The organism is Providencia sp. PROV189 (genome assembly GCF_028480065.1).
GTDB lineage: Bacteria > Pseudomonadota > Gammaproteobacteria > Enterobacterales > Enterobacteriaceae > Providencia > Providencia stuartii.
The window spans coordinates 1-18,445 of the sequence record NZ_JAMPOG010000001.1; the positions used below are offsets into that span (position 1 = coordinate 1).

The window sequence follows — 18,445 nt, forward strand, 5'->3', positions numbered from 1 at the left end:
CTGCCCTTTGAGTTCAGTATGCGAGCGGTTTAGAGCCCTAATATTAACGCTAACATAAGTGGTACTATGCAGGAGCGATTAATGATAGTTGACCACTTCAGCTTGAATTTAATAGCTTTGTTGGATATCTTGTTTTTATATCGGAAGTCGTGAGGCTCTCTCAGATAAAGTATCCAGATCAATAATTATCTGTTGCATATCGTCAATTTCTCTTTGGGAAATGCCATCCCATAATTTGAGGTGACGGTCAAAAGCAACCCATTTAAGTGCATGAAAACCATTCCAAGCCAATCCTAGCCATGAAGCATAATTAGCATTCAAAATATTCTTTGTAATATACATTTTTCCTGCATTAATTGAGCTACTAGTCCCATAAGCTAAAGCGAGCACTATTCTGAAGCGAGGGTTTATTTTTAATGGCATTGTATCCATGATTGATTCACCAAAAGGCCTATCGTACAATTTCATTTGTTTTATAACATAAAAAGCTCGCAGCATTACTTCCATTATTGTCATTGGAATGCTGGTAACAACGAATTGCCTAAAGTCATATCCATTTACATACATAGACTCTATTTGCTTTCCAAAGTTTGAATTGCCCACAGGTATCCCTTCAAACATGCGTAGGATACCCATGAAAGGTGCGGGTAATCCCATTCCTCGATTGCCTTTCGCAGAAGGTGCATTAACATCTGAAAGCAAATGTCCTAGCATTCTTCCCAGAAGCTGAAAAACACTTCCTTCTGTTGGTGGCTTTGTACTAGGAATACTTTTTATGGTGCCATTAGTCACAACGGTGCAAGTTCCATTTAGCATATCGATGACACCAAATATGAATCCCAAAATTGGGTCATGGGCTAAAGATTTCAGCCTATGATTGAGTGGATTTATGGATATTGGTGGTGCACCAACAAGGTCAGCAATAGTTGATGAGTCTGGTGCACCAATTGGGTTGGCCTTACTGAGTGCATTACTTAAATCAGGAGGAATAATCTTGTTGAACGCTTGTTGAACCCATTTATTGAATACACCATCAACTTCTTGCTCCCATTTTACAGTCGGTTTAGGTGGAGCTTTAACGCATAAAATATCTAACATCGCAGCAAAAAGGCCGCACGAGCCTGCAATTGCATAGTCCCACCTATCCAGCCCATATTGGTTATTAAATGCTTCTACTCGCAAATTAATTTTATTATTAATTTCAAATGAATCCTGCTCGGTTAATACATCACTTAATGAAATCCTATCTTTATAATTGCTTTCAGCCGTACTATGGATTTGTTCTAAGCTAGAATCCTTCAACTGACCAATACCTGACATAGACTCTAGGTGCTTCTTCTTATTCTTAATAAAATCAGGGGAGTTCAGAACCTCTTGGTTATCTATTAGTCCTGACAATGCTGCCTTTATTGACTCTAAATCAGTATTTATTAACTCATGGGTCATAGATATTTCTGATGACCTTTCCTGTAAAAGCTTTATTGCTTTCAGCTCTTTCTGATATGAGGCTTTTTTCATTATGGCTTTTTCTTTGTAAGAAGATCTATTGTCGCCTTAATGCTTGCTATTTCTTCTTTGAAGTATTCAGCATTTTTTATAAGTCTTTCTTGTACATCATAAAGCTTTTGTATTGCAGTACCCAAAGCTGCAGCTAGTTTTGCATTTTTCTTCTTCTTAGCAATTGCATATGCACCAACACCGAGGATTGCCACAGGTGCAGCAAGAACTCCTATTCCTGCAACCATACCTCCACCCACAAGCGCCCCTGCTGCGGATAAGCCAGAAGTTATTCCAGCAGCAGATAAACCGACGACTTTACCTCCAAAATAAAGTGCTCCTAATGAGCCTAGAGCTCCTGTGCTAGATCCCAAGACAGTAGCTAACCCTTCAGTAATTCCTGGGTAATCCTTTTCCAGAGAGTTGAGGGCAGATGAGACATCTTCTGTTGCTTGTATTCTGATTTTCTCGACTTGCTCCTGGGACATATGTTCCATATTTTCTCCAAATTTAACTAGTTTTTATTTAATTATTTAATAATCTTAACCTAAATTAAACTGGGTTGTTATCGATTTTCCGATTCCTTAGGTAGTAAATCGTTAAACTTTCATAATTAGAATCTCGTTTATCGTATTTTAAAGTCTAGTGATGTGGTTGGGTTTACTTTTTGCTCAATCACTTCTTATCGATTCTTAGTGCGGTACCTTCTCAGGAATAAAAATGTATCTTAAAATTGATGAAAACTTTAAATGTTTCTACTTGCAAAGCAGGCTAACCAAAAAAACAAAAATAGCAGATCATTCAATCTGCCACTCGTTATTTTGATAGATAGCTAAAAAATTATTATTTTTTCCTTGCCACACTCATCTTAGCCAACTCTGGGTTACTAGCCTCAAAGATCGATAGCGGTAACTCAACCTTACGACCATTCTGATCTTCCACCGCTTTAACCACTTCAAATTCAGCAACATCCTCACACGGAATTTCCAATCCTGCAAAGGTGGCACGCGTTGCACTAGAATCGCCAAAAGGTTCCACTTCCAGTACCGTATCCCCTAATACTTTTCCTTTTCCATCTTTCATTCGCAGCGTGAGTTCAAGCGCACCAAACTCCGCGTGGTCTAGAACCATATGACTACCGCCATTATCGAGGGTAAATGAGTAACCACAGTAGCCTTGGTTAATAAAATTTGAGCTGGTATGTGTGATGCTCGCATAACGCTGTTGTTCTTCAGCCAAACTAAATGCACTGACTGCCAATAGTCCTATCGCAAATAGGCTTTTTATCTTATTCATTACGTTACCTTTTGTTATCTTGTATTGTCCTCGCTATCGTAAGTAATGGTAGCGAGAATATAGATTTATTGTTGATTGGTTTGCAATCCACCTTTAGTACGGTCTTTTTCTTTCCAGCGCGGTCGATTCTTGCCTGAGAACTCTTTTTGCATACTCCAATACCCAATGGGGTAACGAGCTACAATCGTCCCGCCAACACCAATATCGACTGAGGAGTACTGACCATTATTAATGGTTCCTTTTTGGACGTAGGCGTTAGGGCTACAAGTGCCCGTATCGCGTTGTTGCCAATTTCCGTCAGTTCTTGCCACGATATAAAAATCACCAAATGCACAACCTGACGCAGATTTATGATTCAGTACAGCAACATAATGCTTGGTTGAGCCCACAATCCTACAGGTACTATTTTGGCTTCCACACACTTGCCATAAGGTTTTACCGCCATCCCCTTTATATTCCCAAATGGTATTTTTAGGGGGCTGGCTGGTGGCAGAGGCGGGTGATGTCATCAACCACAGTGAGGCCAATACAGTTACAACTACATATTTTTTCATTATAAATTCCTATCAATATAAATAGAAACGTCAGATTGACGCTTGATGAACACCGTCTAATGGGTGCTTGGTTTTCCCTGATATGGCGTATTCGATGGTTATCTGGCGAATGGTGAATAAGGTATCCACAACAAAAATTGCTGATCATGGTTAATGTGATGACTGACGGTTTAGTCGCACTGAAATCCAGTGACGAATTCGCCGATGAAGATAAAAGGCAGTGCCAGTGGCGATAAGCAAATCAACCAGTAATATCGTGGTGGCGATACCTTCAGTAAAACCGTATAGCCAACCGGATGACATGATAATCAGTAGGCTAGAGAGGGCTAATCCGATAATGATGGACGAGATAATGGCAACTAATTTGGGGTTGAAATGGATTTTATAGTCAACCCCCTTAAAAGCACTCAAAACCCATAGGCCTAATTGCGCCAAGAGTTGTGGGGTAACCAAAGCCAAGAGGTATAAAACGAAGTACATCAATGTGATCCCATACGGGTTCATGATAAGGGCGATAAGCTGGAAATATGTTAACAATGCGCCAGTGATCCAAAGGCATAACAACATACTGATAACGATAGCGATCCGTTCAAAACCCAGTTGTAAGTGTGAAACGGTGTTCATATTTTTAAGCTTCCTTATGTGATGATGAATTCACGATGTGAGGGTGATTTTGAATAGGCACGGCCCATTCGTAACCGCAATCGCGGCATATCCAGCCCGAGCCCCATGCAATGATATCTTGCTCAGAAGAACAGTGAGGGCAATGTGTGGGATGCGATGCTGGTGGGGTTAATAGCGTCATGGTCGGCTCCTTTCTTTGTGTGATGGAAGAGAGGTAATTACTTGTGATATCAATCGAAAATGCGGTAAGGCAGCGATAAAACTGTTTTGTTGTGACAGTTGCATTACTTCGTTTTTTGGTGTGAAAGGGATATTGAGTGGTTGAACTTGCTGGATATCCTCCAACAACAAGACATGGACTTGCTGGTGATATTCAGCCAGTAAATACCATTGACCTTCACGGTAAATGAGTTGATAGGGTTGTAGTGGATTAAAACGACGTTCAGGCGTAAGTAAGCTAATAGATTGCTTACTGGTAATGGCATACACCAATTGATAGAAATGGTCGGCATGTAAAGCCGAAATCTTATGGGCGTGGTGCCAAATCAAACAAGGCGCATGGGGTTGCTGAGTTAACAGTAACCCGAGTAAGCGGCTGTCTAGCCCCGGGAACAACCGAGTCATCCCAATCTGTTTCACAAAGGTAAGAACATCTTTGTCTCGGTAAGCTTTTAGCGTATTGATGGGCAAGCGATAACAACCTTGCCGACCTTCTACACCCAGATAAGCCAAGCGTTCACGTAAATCCCGTTGTAACGTGCGTTCAGAAACATTGAACTCTTGGGCTAAATGCGAGAGCACAAGGCTTTCGCCTGCCATTAAGCGGGCAATCAGCGCAGAGAGTCGCACAGCCATGCGGTCATATTTTCGGTTGGTCTGAAACATAACGTATTGCTCTCAATAACAGACAGTTAGAAATTACAGGAGTGAGGGAGTTTAACTTAGGGGATTGACAGTTTATGTCTGTTGGGAAAAATTCTCATTAGGCATTTTAATGAAAAAACACTATAAGTAATTCATTGATAAATAACGTTATGCTTTTTATTTGAACGATAAGAAAGTAAGGCGTAACGACACAACCTGTCAGGGCGGGAAAATTAGTTGGGATGGTGAGGAGTGAGTTGGTTAAATAAGGTATCCGCCATCACCCACAGCGCTTTATTGAGTTTGATATCACCATCAATCCCATTCACCGAACGAGTTCGGGCACGTTTACCTTTTGCGGTACGACCTGATAATCCCCCTTTAATCAAGTTCTCTTGTAAACGTTGGTACACCGTCCAAAGGTCTTCTTTCTTATCTTCAACGCGTCGAGGCTGTAAAACTTGCTCTCGTGTAACGGGTTGATGTTCTTCACCAAAGCGATAAGTCAACGCTGCTTCCGCAAAGGCTTGCTGGGCTGGTGGGGGTAACAATAACGACTGCATACTTTCGCGTTTTTCAGCCACTTGCTCAAACGTATCGAGTACCTCATACGCCCCCTCAATCACTTTCCCCACCACATCCCCTTTATGGGGTACTCGCACTTCCCCTAACACATCACCGCACACCAAACCGTTAGAACAGACGGCTCTAAAGAGTCCCGGTAACATCTGGTAGCTGCTTGAGCCATCATGGCTATTAAGTAAGATGATTTCAGGCACTTGTACGCCTGTAATTTGGTCATGACGACGCAGCCTCAACATATGCTTGGTGTGCTCTCGACGGCTGATATCACGAACACGAGTTTGACAGGCAAAGAACGGATAAAAGCCTTCTTTTTGCAGGCTATCGAGTAAGGTAATAGTTGGAATATAAGTATATCGTTCACTGCGTGAATCGTGTTTTTCTTCAGAAAACACACTCGGTACAGTACGGAATAACTCTTCGATGGTAAGTGGACGGTCACGGCGAATACTGTTAGCAGAGCCAAAACGCGAAGCTAATAAACTCATGATAAAACTCCGGATTAATCAATTAAGTGGAAAATGGCAGAGGATTCTGGATGTTGTGAAGCGTAGTCACGCAGCTGATAAAAGCGGTCACACATCACTTCGCTTTCTGTTTGGAATGACCAGATGCTGTACAGGATCAGACACACCACAATCCCTGCCGCTTCTTGGCTCACCGTGGCTTCATTGCCGTTGTGCATGTTGAATAGGGTTAAAGTGTCTGCGTTGATATCGGGGAAGATAAAGGCACCGCCATTATTGAGCGAGCCGTACTCCCAGTAACCGCCATGATATTCGTCGCAGAATTGACCCATCGTGGTGAAGATGACCACTTCAAAGGTGGCCCAACCTTTTACTGCACCAAAATGGTTGAACCAAAAATCAAGGCGTTGATCATCAGGGACGAGTGTCATTGCAATAGCGGATTCGGTTGAATGATTCATAAGTTAATGCTCCAATAAAAAGAAATAAAAAAGCGCCAATCCCGTTAAGGATTGGCGCTTGATGTCATCAATGTTGCGTTAATTTAAGAAGCTAAAAGAACAGGCTCCACAGCGATTTAGCGACGGAGACGATGCTGTTTTTGACTGTACCAATAGTGCTTTTTATCAAGACAGGCAGGGGAAGGATGTCTATCAGCGTATCGACGATATCACTGACGCATTGTCCAAAATCGTTACATGCAGAATTTTCCACAGATTGCGTCCGGTAAGTGCTGTTCAGTTGCCTAGCGACACCGCTACTGGCTTGCGCTGGTAACGCCTGTATTAATTGCTCTGCTAATTCAGTGAGTTGAAAGCTTTCTGCCGCAGAAACGGTCATCACAGGATGATGCGGCTTAAATGCTGTTATCATGGCTTGCTGCTTCAATTCTAAGTTAGCCACTTGCTCGGGAGATGGCTGGTGGTACAGTTCATCCCACTGACGACAAGGCTCTATTTTGTCGGCTTGGTTCAACACAAATAGAAATCGCTTAGGTTGATAGCCACATTGCTCAGTGAGAAAGCGATAACACTGTTCATCGGAAGACCATGCTCTGTCATCGGCTTTAAGTACCCAAATGATTAAATCCAGTTCTGGCAATAAGTTATGATAGAGCTGGTGGTATTCTCTATCTCGCTCAAGGCTTTCCCCTACGCCGGGTAAATCAATAAATGTCATCACATGGCAGCCCATCGCCATGGTGAAACTCTGGGCTTGGCGGGTACAGCCGGATACATCACTTACAGGCGATAGGGGCGATTGGAATAGTGCGTTAATTAAGCTGGATTTTCCAGCCCCTGTTTTACCCATCAGGCCGATGGTGGGAGAGTAGCTAATTAGGTGATTGAGTTGGTTAAAAAAAGAGGTTTGGAATGAATGAGGTAGTGCTGATAAGAGGGGTTTAAAGTAAGACTGCTGAGGCATATGACTCCTTGAAATAAAAGAAAATTATGATTATTCAAAGAGATAATATATATCTGAGATTTTTTAACTTATATGTAATTATTGTAAACAATAAGTTGACGAAAAAATATTATATTTTCTTATGTATTTTTGGTGGACTATAAGAATCAGTGGTATGGTTACTATTAGTTAATGAGGTCAGCATTAATCTTTATTATTCAGGAGGGGGGGGGATAATGGCAAAGGGTTTAAAAATGTTTTTTGCTAGACAATCTAAAAACGATGATCAATTGGTTTCTATTTCTGCGATTACAAAAGATAGTAAAGATGGGCTTATTTGTGAGTATTGCGATGCGAATGTGACTTGGGTGGATTCTTTTGTGCGTTTAGGTAGAACGATATCGCCATATTTACGCTTAGGCCCTAATCAAGAACATTCTGCTTCATGCAAAAATAATGTTAGAACGGCGGTAGAAGTATTGGTTGCAAAGTCTACAAATATTGAAGATACCAAAGATATTTTTCTTTCAGAGCAAGGTACATTCACATTTCGGATGAATGTATTGTTAGAGGCTGAATCAGATTTCAAACGAGCAAAAAAAGCGTATGAAGATGAATGTGATAGTGAAGTTAGAGTGCGTAAAAATCGAGAGTATAAGGCATCTGAGAGAAGGCTTTCTAATTATTTTAACTCTGCAGCAGGCATAGCAAAAATTTGGGAAAGAATAGAAGAGAGTTCAGATAAAAAGCTGTTATCTGAACTTGTCGTTATCGAATTTAATGGCAAAAAAATCAAATGGAATAATTTTTTTTATGATGAAAGTCGATATCCTATTTTGCATAAAAAAGGGGATGGAATTGAGCATCCCGTCGCTATTGCTTTTACCGTGAAGGAAACAAGCAAACATATAGATACTGATAGCTCAAATTTTTATACAGTCAAAGGGGACAAGTACATTGTCCATTCGGCTGAAAAACAAGTAATACATTATGTACCGTCATTAAATGCTCATACAGATGATTATTTTAATAACTTACAAGAGGGAGATGAGCTTATTATTATTGGTAAACCTAAGTGCCCAATAGGAGAACCTTGGCGTCATCTTATTTATAAAAATCTAAAATTTTGGGTATCGAATGAAAAACAACTGACAAAGCTAAGTGAATAACGCCTTTAGTATTTCTGGTTGTTTCATGTTTAGGAGAGAGTAGTGATGCAACCATTTATTTATACCTCTGAACTTTGCTGGTCACCTCAAGAACTAGACTCAATGGCCCAAGCGATTGAATCTTGCTTTTTGCAATACCAAATAAAAGGTGAGGTTGTCGGTTATGATGAAGGTGCAACATTTACACTCTTTAGAATCGAACTGGGCAGAGGGATAAAAGCATCTCAAGTGACAGCGTTAGTGCCAGAATTGTGTCGTTTCCTTAGTGTCATTGATATAAAAGTTATTGATTTTATTGTGGGTACACCTTATATCGGATTGCGCGTGACCAATACCTACCGTAGAGCGGTGCCTTTTGTTGAATGCTTTAATCAATGGTGCGGAAACAATGGGTTGTCTTCGCTTTCTATCATGTTAGGAGAAGATATTATAGGGGATCCAGTTGGTTGGGATTTGGCTCAAATGCCGCATTTACTGATTGCGGGCGTGACGCGCGGAGGCAAGTCAATGTTAATGCATTCACTGATAATGAGCATTTTGTATAGAAACTCGCCGGATAAAGTTCGCTTTGTGATGTTTGATACAAGCCAGCTTGAACTCAGTTTATACAATGATATACCCCACTTATTATTTCCTTCCGCTTCTGATCCCGTTGAATCAATAAAACCATTAACGTTTTTGGTTAATGAGTTAAAGCGTAGACAAAAATTATTTGGAGCATTAAATCAACGTAATTTGAGTGGCTACAATAAGGTAATATCAAATGCGAAAGAGTTAGGTAGACCTATACCGGATCCCTTCTGGCACCCTAATGAAAATTATAGTGAGCATCCTTATTTAGGTAGTGAGCCTGAAATTGTTGTTTGTGTTGATGATTACGTTCAATTCATTGGCGAGTATAAACAAATAGGGGAAATGTTAGTTCTATTGAGCCAGCAAGGTCATGCGGTTGGTATTCATCTAATACTAACGACTCGTAGCCCTTTATCCACCGGTATCGGTTCACAGCTTCGAATTAATATTCCTACGCGTATTGCTCTTTCTGTGTCGTCTAGGGCTGATTCTAATTTAATCCTTGATCAATATGGTGCCGAATCACTATTTGGTTTGGGGGATATGCTATTTGCATCACCGAGTTTATCTGAACTGACTAGGATCCAAGGTACTTATGTGAGTGATTTAGATATCAGGAATACCGTCGATTATTGCAAACGATGGGGAAACGCGAGTTATCTTAATCTTTATGATGATGCCCAGAATACAAGTATGTCAGATGAAGAGCTTGACCCATTATTTGTTCAAGCAGTTGAGTTTGTTGTAGAAAAACAGCGGGTTTCTATTTCAGGAATTCAGCGGCAGTTCCGAATCGGTTATAACAGAGCCGCAATGATTGTAGAGCAGTTAGAATTGCAAGGCATAGTCAGTGAACAAGACCATAATGGTAATCGCGAGGTATTAGCTCCACCGTATGAGTAGTCACTAATATCTATATGTTGTATAGGTGGCCCTAAGGCCACCACAAATATCAATACTGACTACGCCCTAAACTACGACGGACAGGACTGTACTGTTTGGAGTATTCTTTTGCTAAATAACTTAATCGTTTCATGACTAATTGGTAATCGTCAGAAAATGATGATGAAAGTTTATTTAAGCAATATCGGCAGTTTTCTGGGTAGTGTATTAATGTGCCTGTAACAAAAGAAGGATCAAATTCGAGCTGTAATGCATTGTACCAAGCTGTGGTGATCATGGTCCGTAAACTAGGCTCGGACAAATTGTAGTCCCCTAAGTGGTAGTATGCGTCTTTATTGAAGACTAAAAATACATGGTAGTGAGGGAGTGTCGCGGTTGCAATTTCTTTTACCCACATATAACGCATGTTGTTTTCAAAAGTACGTTTACCTTGAAGCTTTTTACGGTGTTGATCGTGCTTAAGTTTAGCCTTTAAGGAATCAGTAAATCGGGATATAGGACTTCCTTCTAAATAAGGGAAACATGTCGGCATATCTCCATTATCGATAATAGGCGGAAAGTGAAGGTCAACTCGTATTACAGTGATACGAGAGTATTCCTTTAAAGCATAATTCAATGTATCAGCAATGCATTCTAGATAAAATTTATTATATTCATTTTTAGACATGAGTATTCCCTAGAGTAATATTAACTTACCCTTTAATATGATTAAAGTAATATAGGGATAGGGCAAAGGAGCTGCGTTATCCCTTTTTGTATAATTATAGCTAATAAGGTTTAAAATGGTTTTTTATTAAATTAGATATCGTCTTCTTGGTGGTTTTTTATGTAATGTATCCCTGCTGTATTTTTATTATTTGCTAGTTATAATAGATGGTATATATAATACCTATCCAACACGAAAACTATATTTAGAGTCGCGCTGCAACTGCATTTCCTATTAATTAATGACTCTGGAGTTAGCCCTATTCGAAAATATCTTTATTCCAGTGTCGCTTTATAGTTGAAAGACTAATATTAAGTTTATTTGCTATCTCCTGCTGTTTATATCCTTTGCACTTCAGCTCGTAAATATAATACTTATACTTACTTCCTGCTGGTCGACCTAATGACTTATTTTGGGATAACGAAATGTAATGTCGCCTGCTTAGTTTTAGTGCTTCATAGCTTTCTTCTAAATCATTTAATAGATTCAGTACGTCTAGCAAGAAAAATTTCTGTTCAAATATATTCGTGATAGACTGATTAAGGATGATAACAGCCATACCAAGTTCGTGGCATCGAGATAAAATCTGTGCAGCCTGCTGAGTATTATTTCCTATATCATAGAGACTCCTTGTTATTAAAGTGTCTTCTGGTGTTAAAATATGGTCAATATGCTCCATAAGTTGTGGTGGAGGAAGTTTCACATCAAGCAATGATTGACGTTCAATGATGATATTATCCTTAACCTCAGGGCAAAACGTGACAATTTCCTGTGTGTATTGCTCAAGATTTGCTAAGGCGTCACTGTCATCATGTCTTACTCGGATATATGCATAATGGCTCATTTTATTCCCTTAGGTATCAAAAAACGTATTAATGACCTGTTATAGTGGGTTTATGATTATGGTGTTTGAGCTTGTGTCTATTCTTCTGTTGGCATTGTTCCTATCAATAACTCCAATTAGAATGCACTGATGATTTGTGTGATAAATGGGTATAAAAGCCTCATAGGTATGTTTTAACTGTACCTTACTTTTCTTTATCGCTTCTTCAGTGCCAAAGAAAACAATATCATTCATCGGTATGTTAATGATCCCATTAAAGTCAAAAACATAATTTTTATACTCAGTGTTTTTAATTAAAATCGTATTTGATAATCCACCTGCTTTATGTAGCTTATAGTGAACATGCCTATCAGTATAAATAAAGATAGCTTTCTTAATATTGGGTTCGCTAATATAGTGTTCTAGTTCTTCTTGAATGCTTATTTTTTCTTTGAGGCCAACTTTAGGACTTTTAAATGCATGAGGATAAGCATGTTGATCAATAATGATACCTTTTTCTATTATGTGCGTTTGCCATATATCTAAAAGATGTTCAGCTAAAGAAAATGTCGATGCTTTCCCTTGATAATTCATTGCAGATTTATCAGGGGAAAATAATTTACTTTCAAGTTCGTTAGTTAATTGAGTGTATTGGTTTATCTCTGAAAGTAATGGGCAAGCACTCTTTAATATACTGGATATTAAAGATGAACGTGAAGTTTTATGCTTACAGCAGTACTCATCTATCTGTTTTAAACTGTCTTCATTTTTTACAGTAATAGTTATCCGTTGAGACATGATAGTTATCCTCTCTTAAGTTTTTTATAAATAAATTTTAACGTTATTGAATAGTCAATATTCGATAATTTAGGCCAGTTTTGGTTTTACTTCTTTAACTTCTTCACAATAATAAACATTCTCAATAAAACATTAATATCGTTAATGATAAAATAATGACTAGCTAAGTTGACTCTCGTTGAAGTAACCAATCGTTGATTTCGGATTCGATCCAACCAACAGATTGTTTCCCTAATTTTTTTTGTTTAGGAAACGTTGGGTCATACCTTGGTGATGTTGGGTTGATCCAGTCATAGATGGTGGAACGACCGATACCAATACGTTCGATTACAGTGGGTAGTCGAAGAATCATGATATTAGATTGATTCATAGTGTAATTTCCTCTATTTATTAAGTTATGTCTAACTCTGTAATAACTATTCTATTGCAGCTTAGAGATAGAAAATATGGGGGAAGCAAAAATAATATTGAGGGTGTTTTAAGTGGATGATTTAATTGATTTAATACGTGTCGTTTGTAAGGCAACTGAAACTAAACAGGCACAATTTTATGATGAAATAAATAAAGGAGGGTGGAGAGGTTTAAAAGCTGATTCAACGCTAAAAGTTTTAGGCATGTTAAATGGGGAAGATGATGAAGTTAAAAAGTATGCAACAGAGCTATACGCCAAAATATCAAATAATAAAGACCCAGTAGGTAGTTATCGTAGACGAGTTAGGAGCCTGCATCTTAAATTTAATGATAAAGATAAAGGCGTTAATGTTTATCTTTTAAACAGTGTATTTTGGTCAAGTGTTAATTTTCAATTAGCGATGAACTTTTATGAGAGAAACTCCCCATTCGATCATAAAATTATCGTTGTTGAGTGTTTAATGCAAAGTCTAGAAGTGGTAAGTGAGATCTTTGGATTAGGCGTCTATAGTTATTTTAGTGAAGATTTAAATCGATTGAATAGACAGCGATCTGAGGCTGCTAAAAAGGGAATCCGAACTAGGCGCGATGGCTACGCTAAAATAAGACAAAAAGCATGTGAGTTGTTAGGTGAATGGCAGCCTAGGCCTTTAAAATGGAAAAATAAAACTGTTGCAGCGAAGGGCATTGCAGAATATTTATGGGAGTATATTGAAGTAGTAAAAAATAAATATCCACAAATAGAGATCAAATATGATGATTTAACTAACAAAATTGTCAATTGGTCTAGAGATTACGATGATGTCAGAGCTGCCATGGAGGAAGTAGCTATAACCAGAAAGTATAAAAAGAAAAATGCCAAGAAAAGATCTAAGTGAGTATGATTAAATAAACCAGTTTTGATAGCTATGTTGATATACTATTGGTTTAGTTATGATTATTCTAAGCTAATAGTCTCAAATTAGAGAGGCCTGAGCTTGTTAGGTGGTACTGAATTACTAAAGGTTAGGCATCCCTATAGTAGATTGAAAAAGGAACTATAATGTCAGAAGCAACTACCACCACACCATTATCTGGGTGTATATCACTTCGATTTATTGAGCTTTGTCAGTTCCGCCGGCTTGGTAAAATTCAACTGGATGTTGACCCTAAGACTACTATTCTAGTAGGTGCTAATAACAGCGGTAAAACGTCAATTCTAACAGCTCTACGTCATTTTCTTGCAGATGGGGCATCATTTAGTGCTTTTGACATCAGTATTTCTCAATGGTCAAAATTGCGGGAACTTGGAAGAGCTTGGGATGTATTAGAGGAAGATCCGTCTACGTCTGGCGCATCTGAAGATGAATGGGGAGAGCAACTTGGAACCTTACTTTCGGCGATGCCAACGCTGGACCTATGGTTCGATGCTAAGGCCGGTATGTTCCATTATGTCTCTCCGTTTCTATCAAAATTTAGCTGGAAAGGTGGCGCAGTAGGTGTCCGATTACGTCTGGAACCTGCTACTAACATTGAAGATCTGAAGCAGTTGGCTTGGAAGTATCACTTGGCGAGAATACCAGTGAAGAATATGGGAAAGGATTCACTTGTATGGCCAATTGATCTTCTTGATTTTTGGCTACGAGAACCTTCTCTACTCGGTCAAGTTCGGGCCTATAAGTTGGATGCCGATAACAATCCTTTGGACGGAATAAAGACCTATGTTAGCCAGATACTAGATGCTGACTCTAACCCAATTGATCGTAAACATCTGCAGAAACTCATAAAAGTAGACTTTGTGGCTGCGCAGCGTGGGCTTGGTCGTGAAGAAGCTGATTCCCGATCTGCTTCTGGCACCCATCGCATAGGTTTATTCTCTAATCAGCTTCTCAAATTTGCTCGACAGCATCTAAATGTGGCAGCAACGGGTCATGGGCATCGAGCTGATCTCATAAAAGCTATTGCTGAGGCACAACAGGAACTGGATAAAAAGATTCATGAGGCTATTGGACCATCGGTAGAAGAGGTTAAAGAGCTTGGGTACCCAGGTTTGCATGATCCCCAAGAGATTCGTTTCCGAACGCGTATACAGGCAGCTGAATTACTCGACCATGGGACAGCCGTTCAATACAGTATGCAAAAGGATTCGTTAGAAGAGCTTCTCCCAGAATATTCCATTGGGCTAGGTTATCAGAATTTACAATCCCTTAGTTACCAATTAGTTTCTTTCAAAGCTGCTCGTCTAAATCCTGAAAAGGGCGCTCCAGCACCTGTTCATCTGGTTATGATTGAGGAACCAGAGGCTCATTTGCACGTACAGGTACAACGCATTTTCCCGGGTAAGGCACATAAGTTAATCAGCCCTAATGGTAGCGATGAGTTAGGTCTTAAAAGCCAATTGATTATCAGTACTCATTCTAGTCATTTAGCTCATGCTGAGAATTTTGACCGGCTACGATATGTTCGCCGTATTGCTAAGGGTGAAAAACAAATCATGCCTACTACTGAGGTGGTCAATCTTGGTCAAGTTTTTGGTGATGATAAAACGACCCGTCAATTTGCTGAGCGTTATTTTCGTGTTCAGCATACAGACCTTTTATTTGCCAATGCTGCAATCTTTGTCGAGGGGGTTGCTGAGCGTATGCTGTTACCTCTTTTCATTGAAAGAGATTTTCCAATACTCAACAACCGCTATCTGTCCTTCCTTGATATTGGTGGTAGCCATGCTCATCGGCTAAGGTCTCTCGTTGAAAGACTCCGTATTCCAACTGTAATTATTACTGATATCGATCCAGTTGAAGAAAAACCAGGTAAGCCTAAAAAAAATGGGGAGCCGACTACAATCTTGGTTGCTGTAGCTAATACAGGACAATCTGGGCTGCAATGTGGGAACCCGACTCTTCGCGGATGGCATCCTAAGCTGCAGCAACTTGAGGATTTCAAGAACCCGAAAGATGAGCATCTTGTCTGGAGCGAAGTAGCTGATTGTTCTGTGCGTTTCGCATGGCAATTGCCTGTAACCGAAGCTGATAGTCAGTGGCCAAGTACTTTTGAAGATTCTCTAATTCTTAGAAATATCCCTTGGTTTAAGCAACTGATTGATGAAAAAGTCGATAGTGATGGGAAGAAAATCAAACCACCGAAGGGGGCGTTGGGCTCTGTCGCTAGAAAGGTTGCCGATAATGATAATATTCCAGATCTGCTCGCAGCTTTGCATAATCTAATGCATGGGGCTTTTAATAAAGGAGACTTTGCCGCAAGCATCTTTGAAATGATTGCGTTGGATGAGCCGATCGTCTGTCCCAAATATATTGAGGATGCATTGGAATGGCTCCAGACACAGCTTGAGCCAAGCAAGGAGGTAGCGCATGACTAACTCACCAATCCTTGATAGCAATGATCGCGATGTAGGGGTAGTAGAAGAGATTTGCGGCTACCTTACAGATACTCCACCTCGTAACTACTTCCTTTTTGCGGGGGCAGGTTCTGGTAAAACACGAACTTTGGTGGAAGTATTACGTCGCCTAACTGGTGTAACTGAGCATGATAAGGGTGGGCAATTGGCACGGTCCCTGCAGATGTACGGGCGTTCGATTAGGGTGGTAACGTACACAAAGAATGCTGTCGCTGTCATCAACAGACGTCTTGGGGATAATGACTTAGTCAGTGTGTCTACAATCCATTCATTTTGCTGGGAGTTAATTAACGGGTTTAACGATGATATCCGTGAGGCTCTTATTGCATTAAAAGAAGCACGTCTTGCTAGAGACACAGCGGAGGCTGAAGCAAAACCGAGAGGTATAACTGCAGCTAAACAACGCGCGCTCGACGAAATTATAGATGAAATAGAAATTCTGCGAGCGACAGAAGTATTCATATACCATCCCGACCATAATACGTATGGTCCTGGAGCTCTACCACACAATTATGTACTGGACGCAACTGCGTGGTTGCTTCAGAATAAACCAACACTTCAAAACATTCTCAAAGATCGACATCCAATCATACTTATTGATGAGTCGCAGGACACGATGAAAGGTGTACTTGACTCATTGATGTTACTTGCCGAAAAGCAGGAGCGAGATTTGACTCTTGGTTTGCTGGGAGATCATCGACAACGAATTTATACAGATGGCCATGCAGATCTTCCGAGCATCGTTCCTGAAAATTGGGCAACACCTGAATTAAAAATGAATCATCGTAGTCAGCGGCGGATAGTCACACTGATTAATAAAATCTGGGAAACTGAGCTGGAAGGTAGAACCCAACCAACAAAAGGTTCAGCACAACATCCACGAATGGAAAAAGCTGGTGGAACGGTTCGGCTCTTTTTGGGGGATACATCACGAAGTCCAGAAGATAAGGTGCTTAGTGAACGCTTGTGCGCTGAGCGAATGTTTAAAATTAGTGGTTTAGCAGATTGGAATCAAGGCCAATATCAGTTGCTTGCGCTTGAGCATAAGCTTGTCGCCACTCGTGGCTCGTTTCTTGATGTTTATGAGGCAATGGTTCTGTTAGATCCTCACTCAGCAGCTCCATCTGGCAGCGGTGATAATAAGGGGCCTTCATCTGTACAAACATTGCTTAATGAACTTGGGCATTTAGAAGCCTGCGTGAGTAATGAAGGAATTGTGAATGAGTTCCAGGCTACCGAAGTTTTTCGACGTTATGGCGGTTTGGACAATATGCCAGAGGACTCGGACGCAAGAATAGAACGTATGGATGAAATGCTTGAGGCGATAGAGATATTTGCATTGGCTTGTGCTAACACAGAGTCAACGGTCGCTGAGGTATTAGCACCAGTTTTAAAAGCAAAATTATTTGAAGTAGATCCTCGTCTCCAGGAGGCTTATGACGATAAGTCACCAGCACCTCCAGCTCCAAGACGAGGTGAGGATGAGTCAAAACAAACAAGAATGCGGCGTGGATGGTGTGCACTGTTTGCGGCCCCATGGAAACAATTAAAGTGCTATCGGAATTACCTTGCAGGGATTTCAGAGCTTGCAACACATCAGGTAGTTAAAGGTTCTGAGTTCAAGCATGTCATGGTTGTAATGGATGATTCACTTGCAGGTGGATTCCTTATTTCTTACGACAAGTTTTTTGGTGGTACGGAGCTAAGTAAAACGGACAAACAGAATGTTGAGATGGGTAAGGAAACAACTATTGACCGGACTTTACGCTTACTGTACGTAACTTGTAGCAGGGCGCAAGAATCACTCGCTTTAGTGCTTTGGTCATCCGATCCTACCGCTGCAATGGTTCGAATTAAGGAGAGCGGTTGGTTTGCTGAGGATGAAATACTGATAATCCCATAATGTTTCACACATGTTTAATATTTAATTGGCAGATATTCTATACCTAACAATGGATTTAGTTGAGGTTATTATCTGCTTTACACGATTTGAATATTGAAGGGTAATGTGGCAAGAACTGAAGAGGTAATTCGGTTAGAAGGAATGTGGTCACTGCTCGATGTCTATCGAAAGTTCAGGCTGTTATTTAGACGTTTGCTACTATCCACCCCTTTTAGAATCAGACCGCTAAAATTGGATAGTCAGGCCTGAGCGAGGAGCGGAAGTTTATTATTCATGCCTGTTTTAGTTCCACACTCCTTTTGAGAGTTCAGATTTTTCATACATCAGTAAGCACTCTTCGGGTGTGCCTGAGAGGCGCATTCCAGATCCAAATTGTGTCTCTCTCATCGCAAAAAAACTCCTTGTACCTTTTTCCTAAGGTGTCCTAGGTGGTTCAGGTTTGAGCGAGAAGTGGACTTTACTCTTGGAACTGATGGC

At 40.2% G+C, this 18,445-nt stretch carries 19 protein-coding genes; 5 read left to right on the forward strand and 14 right to left on the reverse strand.

Annotated features, from left to right (window positions below; genetic code table 11):
* Window positions 1–135 precede the first annotated feature (135 nt).
* From PR833_RS00005 to PR833_RS00050, 10 genes are all read right to left on the reverse strand, one after another.
* Entirely contained in the window at window positions 136–1,518 is a 1,383-nt protein-coding gene (locus tag PR833_RS00005) for a hypothetical protein (RefSeq protein ID WP_140186991.1), read from the reverse strand.
* The gene (locus PR833_RS00010; RefSeq protein WP_140186989.1) at window positions 1,518–1,994 is read right to left on the reverse strand and encodes a hypothetical protein; all 477 of its coding nucleotides are present in this window, start codon (window positions 1,992–1,994) and stop codon (window positions 1,518–1,520) included. Before PR833_RS00010 ends, PR833_RS00005 begins: the two co-directional genes overlap by 1 nt.
* A 346-nt stretch (window positions 1,995–2,340) precedes the next feature.
* Window positions 2,341–2,793 carry an IrmA family protein gene (locus PR833_RS00015; protein ID WP_272525776.1) on the reverse strand — a complete coding sequence of 151 codons (453 nt, stop codon included), beginning with the start codon at window positions 2,791–2,793 and terminating at the stop codon, window positions 2,341–2,343.
* A 65-nt stretch (window positions 2,794–2,858) separates the two neighbouring features.
* Window positions 2,859–3,347: a hypothetical protein gene (locus PR833_RS00020; RefSeq protein ID WP_272525777.1), complete on the reverse strand. Its 489-nt coding sequence runs from the start codon at window positions 3,345–3,347 to the stop codon at window positions 2,859–2,861.
* Window positions 3,348–3,497: 150 nt separating this feature from the next.
* On the reverse strand, window positions 3,498–3,971 hold the full coding sequence (locus PR833_RS00025) for a hypothetical protein (RefSeq protein ID WP_272525778.1): 474 nt from the start codon (window positions 3,969–3,971) through the stop codon (window positions 3,498–3,500).
* A 4-nt stretch (window positions 3,972–3,975) separates the two neighbouring features.
* Entirely contained in the window at window positions 3,976–4,152 is a 177-nt protein-coding gene (locus PR833_RS00030) for a hypothetical protein (protein ID WP_272525779.1), read from the reverse strand.
* Window positions 4,149–4,856, reverse strand: a complete 708-nt coding sequence (locus PR833_RS00035) for a helix-turn-helix transcriptional regulator (RefSeq protein WP_272525780.1) — start codon at window positions 4,854–4,856, stop codon at window positions 4,149–4,151. The genes PR833_RS00030 and PR833_RS00035 overlap by 4 nt, the downstream gene beginning before the upstream one ends.
* A gap of 212 nt (window positions 4,857–5,068) precedes the next feature.
* Window positions 5,069–5,905 (reverse strand): DUF932 domain-containing protein, encoded by an 837-nt coding sequence (locus PR833_RS00040; protein WP_272525781.1) that lies wholly within the window; start codon window positions 5,903–5,905, stop codon window positions 5,069–5,071.
* Between the two features lie 14 nt (window positions 5,906–5,919).
* Window positions 5,920–6,345, reverse strand: coding sequence for an antirestriction protein (locus tag PR833_RS00045; protein WP_272525782.1), 426 nt, complete (start codon window positions 6,343–6,345; stop codon window positions 5,920–5,922).
* A gap of 91 nt (window positions 6,346–6,436) precedes the next feature.
* On the reverse strand, window positions 6,437–7,309 hold the full coding sequence (locus PR833_RS00050; RefSeq protein WP_272525783.1) for a GTPase family protein: 873 nt from the start codon (window positions 7,307–7,309) through the stop codon (window positions 6,437–6,439).
* A 215-nt stretch (window positions 7,310–7,524) separates the two neighbouring features.
* Between PR833_RS00050 and PR833_RS00055 the strand changes: the two genes are divergently transcribed.
* A complete protein-coding gene (locus tag PR833_RS00055) occupies window positions 7,525–8,457 on the forward strand; it encodes a hypothetical protein (RefSeq protein WP_272525784.1) in 933 nt (310 codons plus the stop codon).
* A 45-nt stretch (window positions 8,458–8,502) separates the two neighbouring features.
* Window positions 8,503–9,933 (forward strand): DNA translocase FtsK, encoded by a 1,431-nt coding sequence (locus tag PR833_RS00060; RefSeq protein ID WP_272525785.1) that lies wholly within the window; start codon window positions 8,503–8,505, stop codon window positions 9,931–9,933.
* Window positions 9,934–9,982: 49 nt separating this feature from the next.
* On the opposite strand, the gene PR833_RS00065 is transcribed toward PR833_RS00060, so the two are convergent.
* From PR833_RS00065 to PR833_RS00080, 4 genes are all read right to left on the reverse strand, one after another.
* Complete coding sequence (locus PR833_RS00065; RefSeq protein WP_272525786.1) at window positions 9,983–10,600, reverse strand: inovirus Gp2 family protein; 618 nt, start codon at window positions 10,598–10,600, stop codon at window positions 9,983–9,985.
* A 298-nt stretch (window positions 10,601–10,898) separates the two neighbouring features.
* Window positions 10,899–11,483 carry a recombinase family protein gene (locus PR833_RS00070; protein ID WP_071548235.1) on the reverse strand — a complete coding sequence of 195 codons (585 nt, stop codon included), beginning with the start codon at window positions 11,481–11,483 and terminating at the stop codon, window positions 10,899–10,901.
* A gap of 39 nt (window positions 11,484–11,522) precedes the next feature.
* A complete protein-coding gene (locus PR833_RS00075) occupies window positions 11,523–12,260 on the reverse strand; it encodes a hypothetical protein (protein WP_272525787.1) in 738 nt (245 codons plus the stop codon).
* Window positions 12,261–12,423: 163 nt separating this feature from the next.
* Complete coding sequence (locus PR833_RS00080; RefSeq protein WP_048608913.1) at window positions 12,424–12,630, reverse strand: helix-turn-helix transcriptional regulator; 207 nt, start codon at window positions 12,628–12,630, stop codon at window positions 12,424–12,426.
* Between the two features lie 112 nt (window positions 12,631–12,742).
* Between PR833_RS00080 and PR833_RS00085 the strand changes: the two genes are divergently transcribed.
* The 3 genes from PR833_RS00085 to PR833_RS00095 all read left to right on the forward strand — a co-directional run bounded on the left by PR833_RS00085 (window position 12,743) and on the right by PR833_RS00095 (window position 17,968).
* Window positions 12,743–13,549, forward strand: coding sequence for a hypothetical protein (locus PR833_RS00085; protein WP_272525788.1), 807 nt, complete (start codon window positions 12,743–12,745; stop codon window positions 13,547–13,549).
* 164 nt (window positions 13,550–13,713) lie between these two features.
* Entirely contained in the window at window positions 13,714–16,026 is a 2,313-nt protein-coding gene (locus PR833_RS00090; protein ID WP_272525789.1) for an AAA family ATPase, read from the forward strand.
* Window positions 16,019–17,968: a UvrD-helicase domain-containing protein gene (locus tag PR833_RS00095; protein WP_272525790.1), complete on the forward strand. Its 1,950-nt coding sequence runs from the start codon at window positions 16,019–16,021 to the stop codon at window positions 17,966–17,968. Before PR833_RS00090 ends, PR833_RS00095 begins: the two co-directional genes overlap by 8 nt.
* Window positions 17,969–18,445 lie beyond the last annotated feature (477 nt).

What these genes read in the sequence shown, in the direction of transcription:
- PR833_RS00055 (WP_272525784.1), top strand. Translation starts at nt 7,525, where the DNA reads ATGGCAAAGGGTTTAAAAATGTTTTTTGCTAGACAATCTAAAAACGAT.
- PR833_RS00010 (WP_140186989.1), bottom strand. Translation starts at nt 1,994, where the DNA reads ATGGAACATATGTCCCAGGAGCAAGTCGAGAAAATCAGAATACAAGCA.
- PR833_RS00095 (WP_272525790.1), top strand. Translation starts at nt 16,019, where the DNA reads ATGACTAACTCACCAATCCTTGATAGCAATGATCGCGATGTAGGGGTA.
- PR833_RS00005 (WP_140186991.1), bottom strand. Translation starts at nt 1,518, where the DNA reads ATGAAAAAAGCCTCATATCAGAAAGAGCTGAAAGCAATAAAGCTTTTA.
- PR833_RS00050 (WP_272525783.1), bottom strand. Translation starts at nt 7,309, where the DNA reads ATGCCTCAGCAGTCTTACTTTAAACCCCTCTTATCAGCACTACCTCAT.
- PR833_RS00035 (WP_272525780.1), bottom strand. Translation starts at nt 4,856, where the DNA reads ATGTTTCAGACCAACCGAAAATATGACCGCATGGCTGTGCGACTCTCT.
- PR833_RS00075 (WP_272525787.1), bottom strand. Translation starts at nt 12,260, where the DNA reads ATGTCTCAACGGATAACTATTACTGTAAAAAATGAAGACAGTTTAAAA.
- PR833_RS00065 (WP_272525786.1), bottom strand. Translation starts at nt 10,600, where the DNA reads ATGTCTAAAAATGAATATAATAAATTTTATCTAGAATGCATTGCTGAT.
- PR833_RS00025 (WP_272525778.1), bottom strand. Translation starts at nt 3,971, where the DNA reads ATGAACACCGTTTCACACTTACAACTGGGTTTTGAACGGATCGCTATC.
- PR833_RS00090 (WP_272525789.1), top strand. Translation starts at nt 13,714, where the DNA reads ATGTCAGAAGCAACTACCACCACACCATTATCTGGGTGTATATCACTT.
- PR833_RS00070 (WP_071548235.1), bottom strand. Translation starts at nt 11,483, where the DNA reads ATGAGCCATTATGCATATATCCGAGTAAGACATGATGACAGTGACGCC.
- PR833_RS00020 (WP_272525777.1), bottom strand. Translation starts at nt 3,347, where the DNA reads ATGAAAAAATATGTAGTTGTAACTGTATTGGCCTCACTGTGGTTGATG.
- PR833_RS00030 (WP_272525779.1), bottom strand. Translation starts at nt 4,152, where the DNA reads ATGACGCTATTAACCCCACCAGCATCGCATCCCACACATTGCCCTCAC.
- PR833_RS00015 (WP_272525776.1), bottom strand. Translation starts at nt 2,793, where the DNA reads ATGAATAAGATAAAAAGCCTATTTGCGATAGGACTATTGGCAGTCAGT.
- PR833_RS00045 (WP_272525782.1), bottom strand. Translation starts at nt 6,345, where the DNA reads ATGAATCATTCAACCGAATCCGCTATTGCAATGACACTCGTCCCTGAT.
- PR833_RS00040 (WP_272525781.1), bottom strand. Translation starts at nt 5,905, where the DNA reads ATGAGTTTATTAGCTTCGCGTTTTGGCTCTGCTAACAGTATTCGCCGT.
- PR833_RS00080 (WP_048608913.1), bottom strand. Translation starts at nt 12,630, where the DNA reads ATGAATCAATCTAATATCATGATTCTTCGACTACCCACTGTAATCGAA.
- PR833_RS00060 (WP_272525785.1), top strand. Translation starts at nt 8,503, where the DNA reads ATGCAACCATTTATTTATACCTCTGAACTTTGCTGGTCACCTCAAGAA.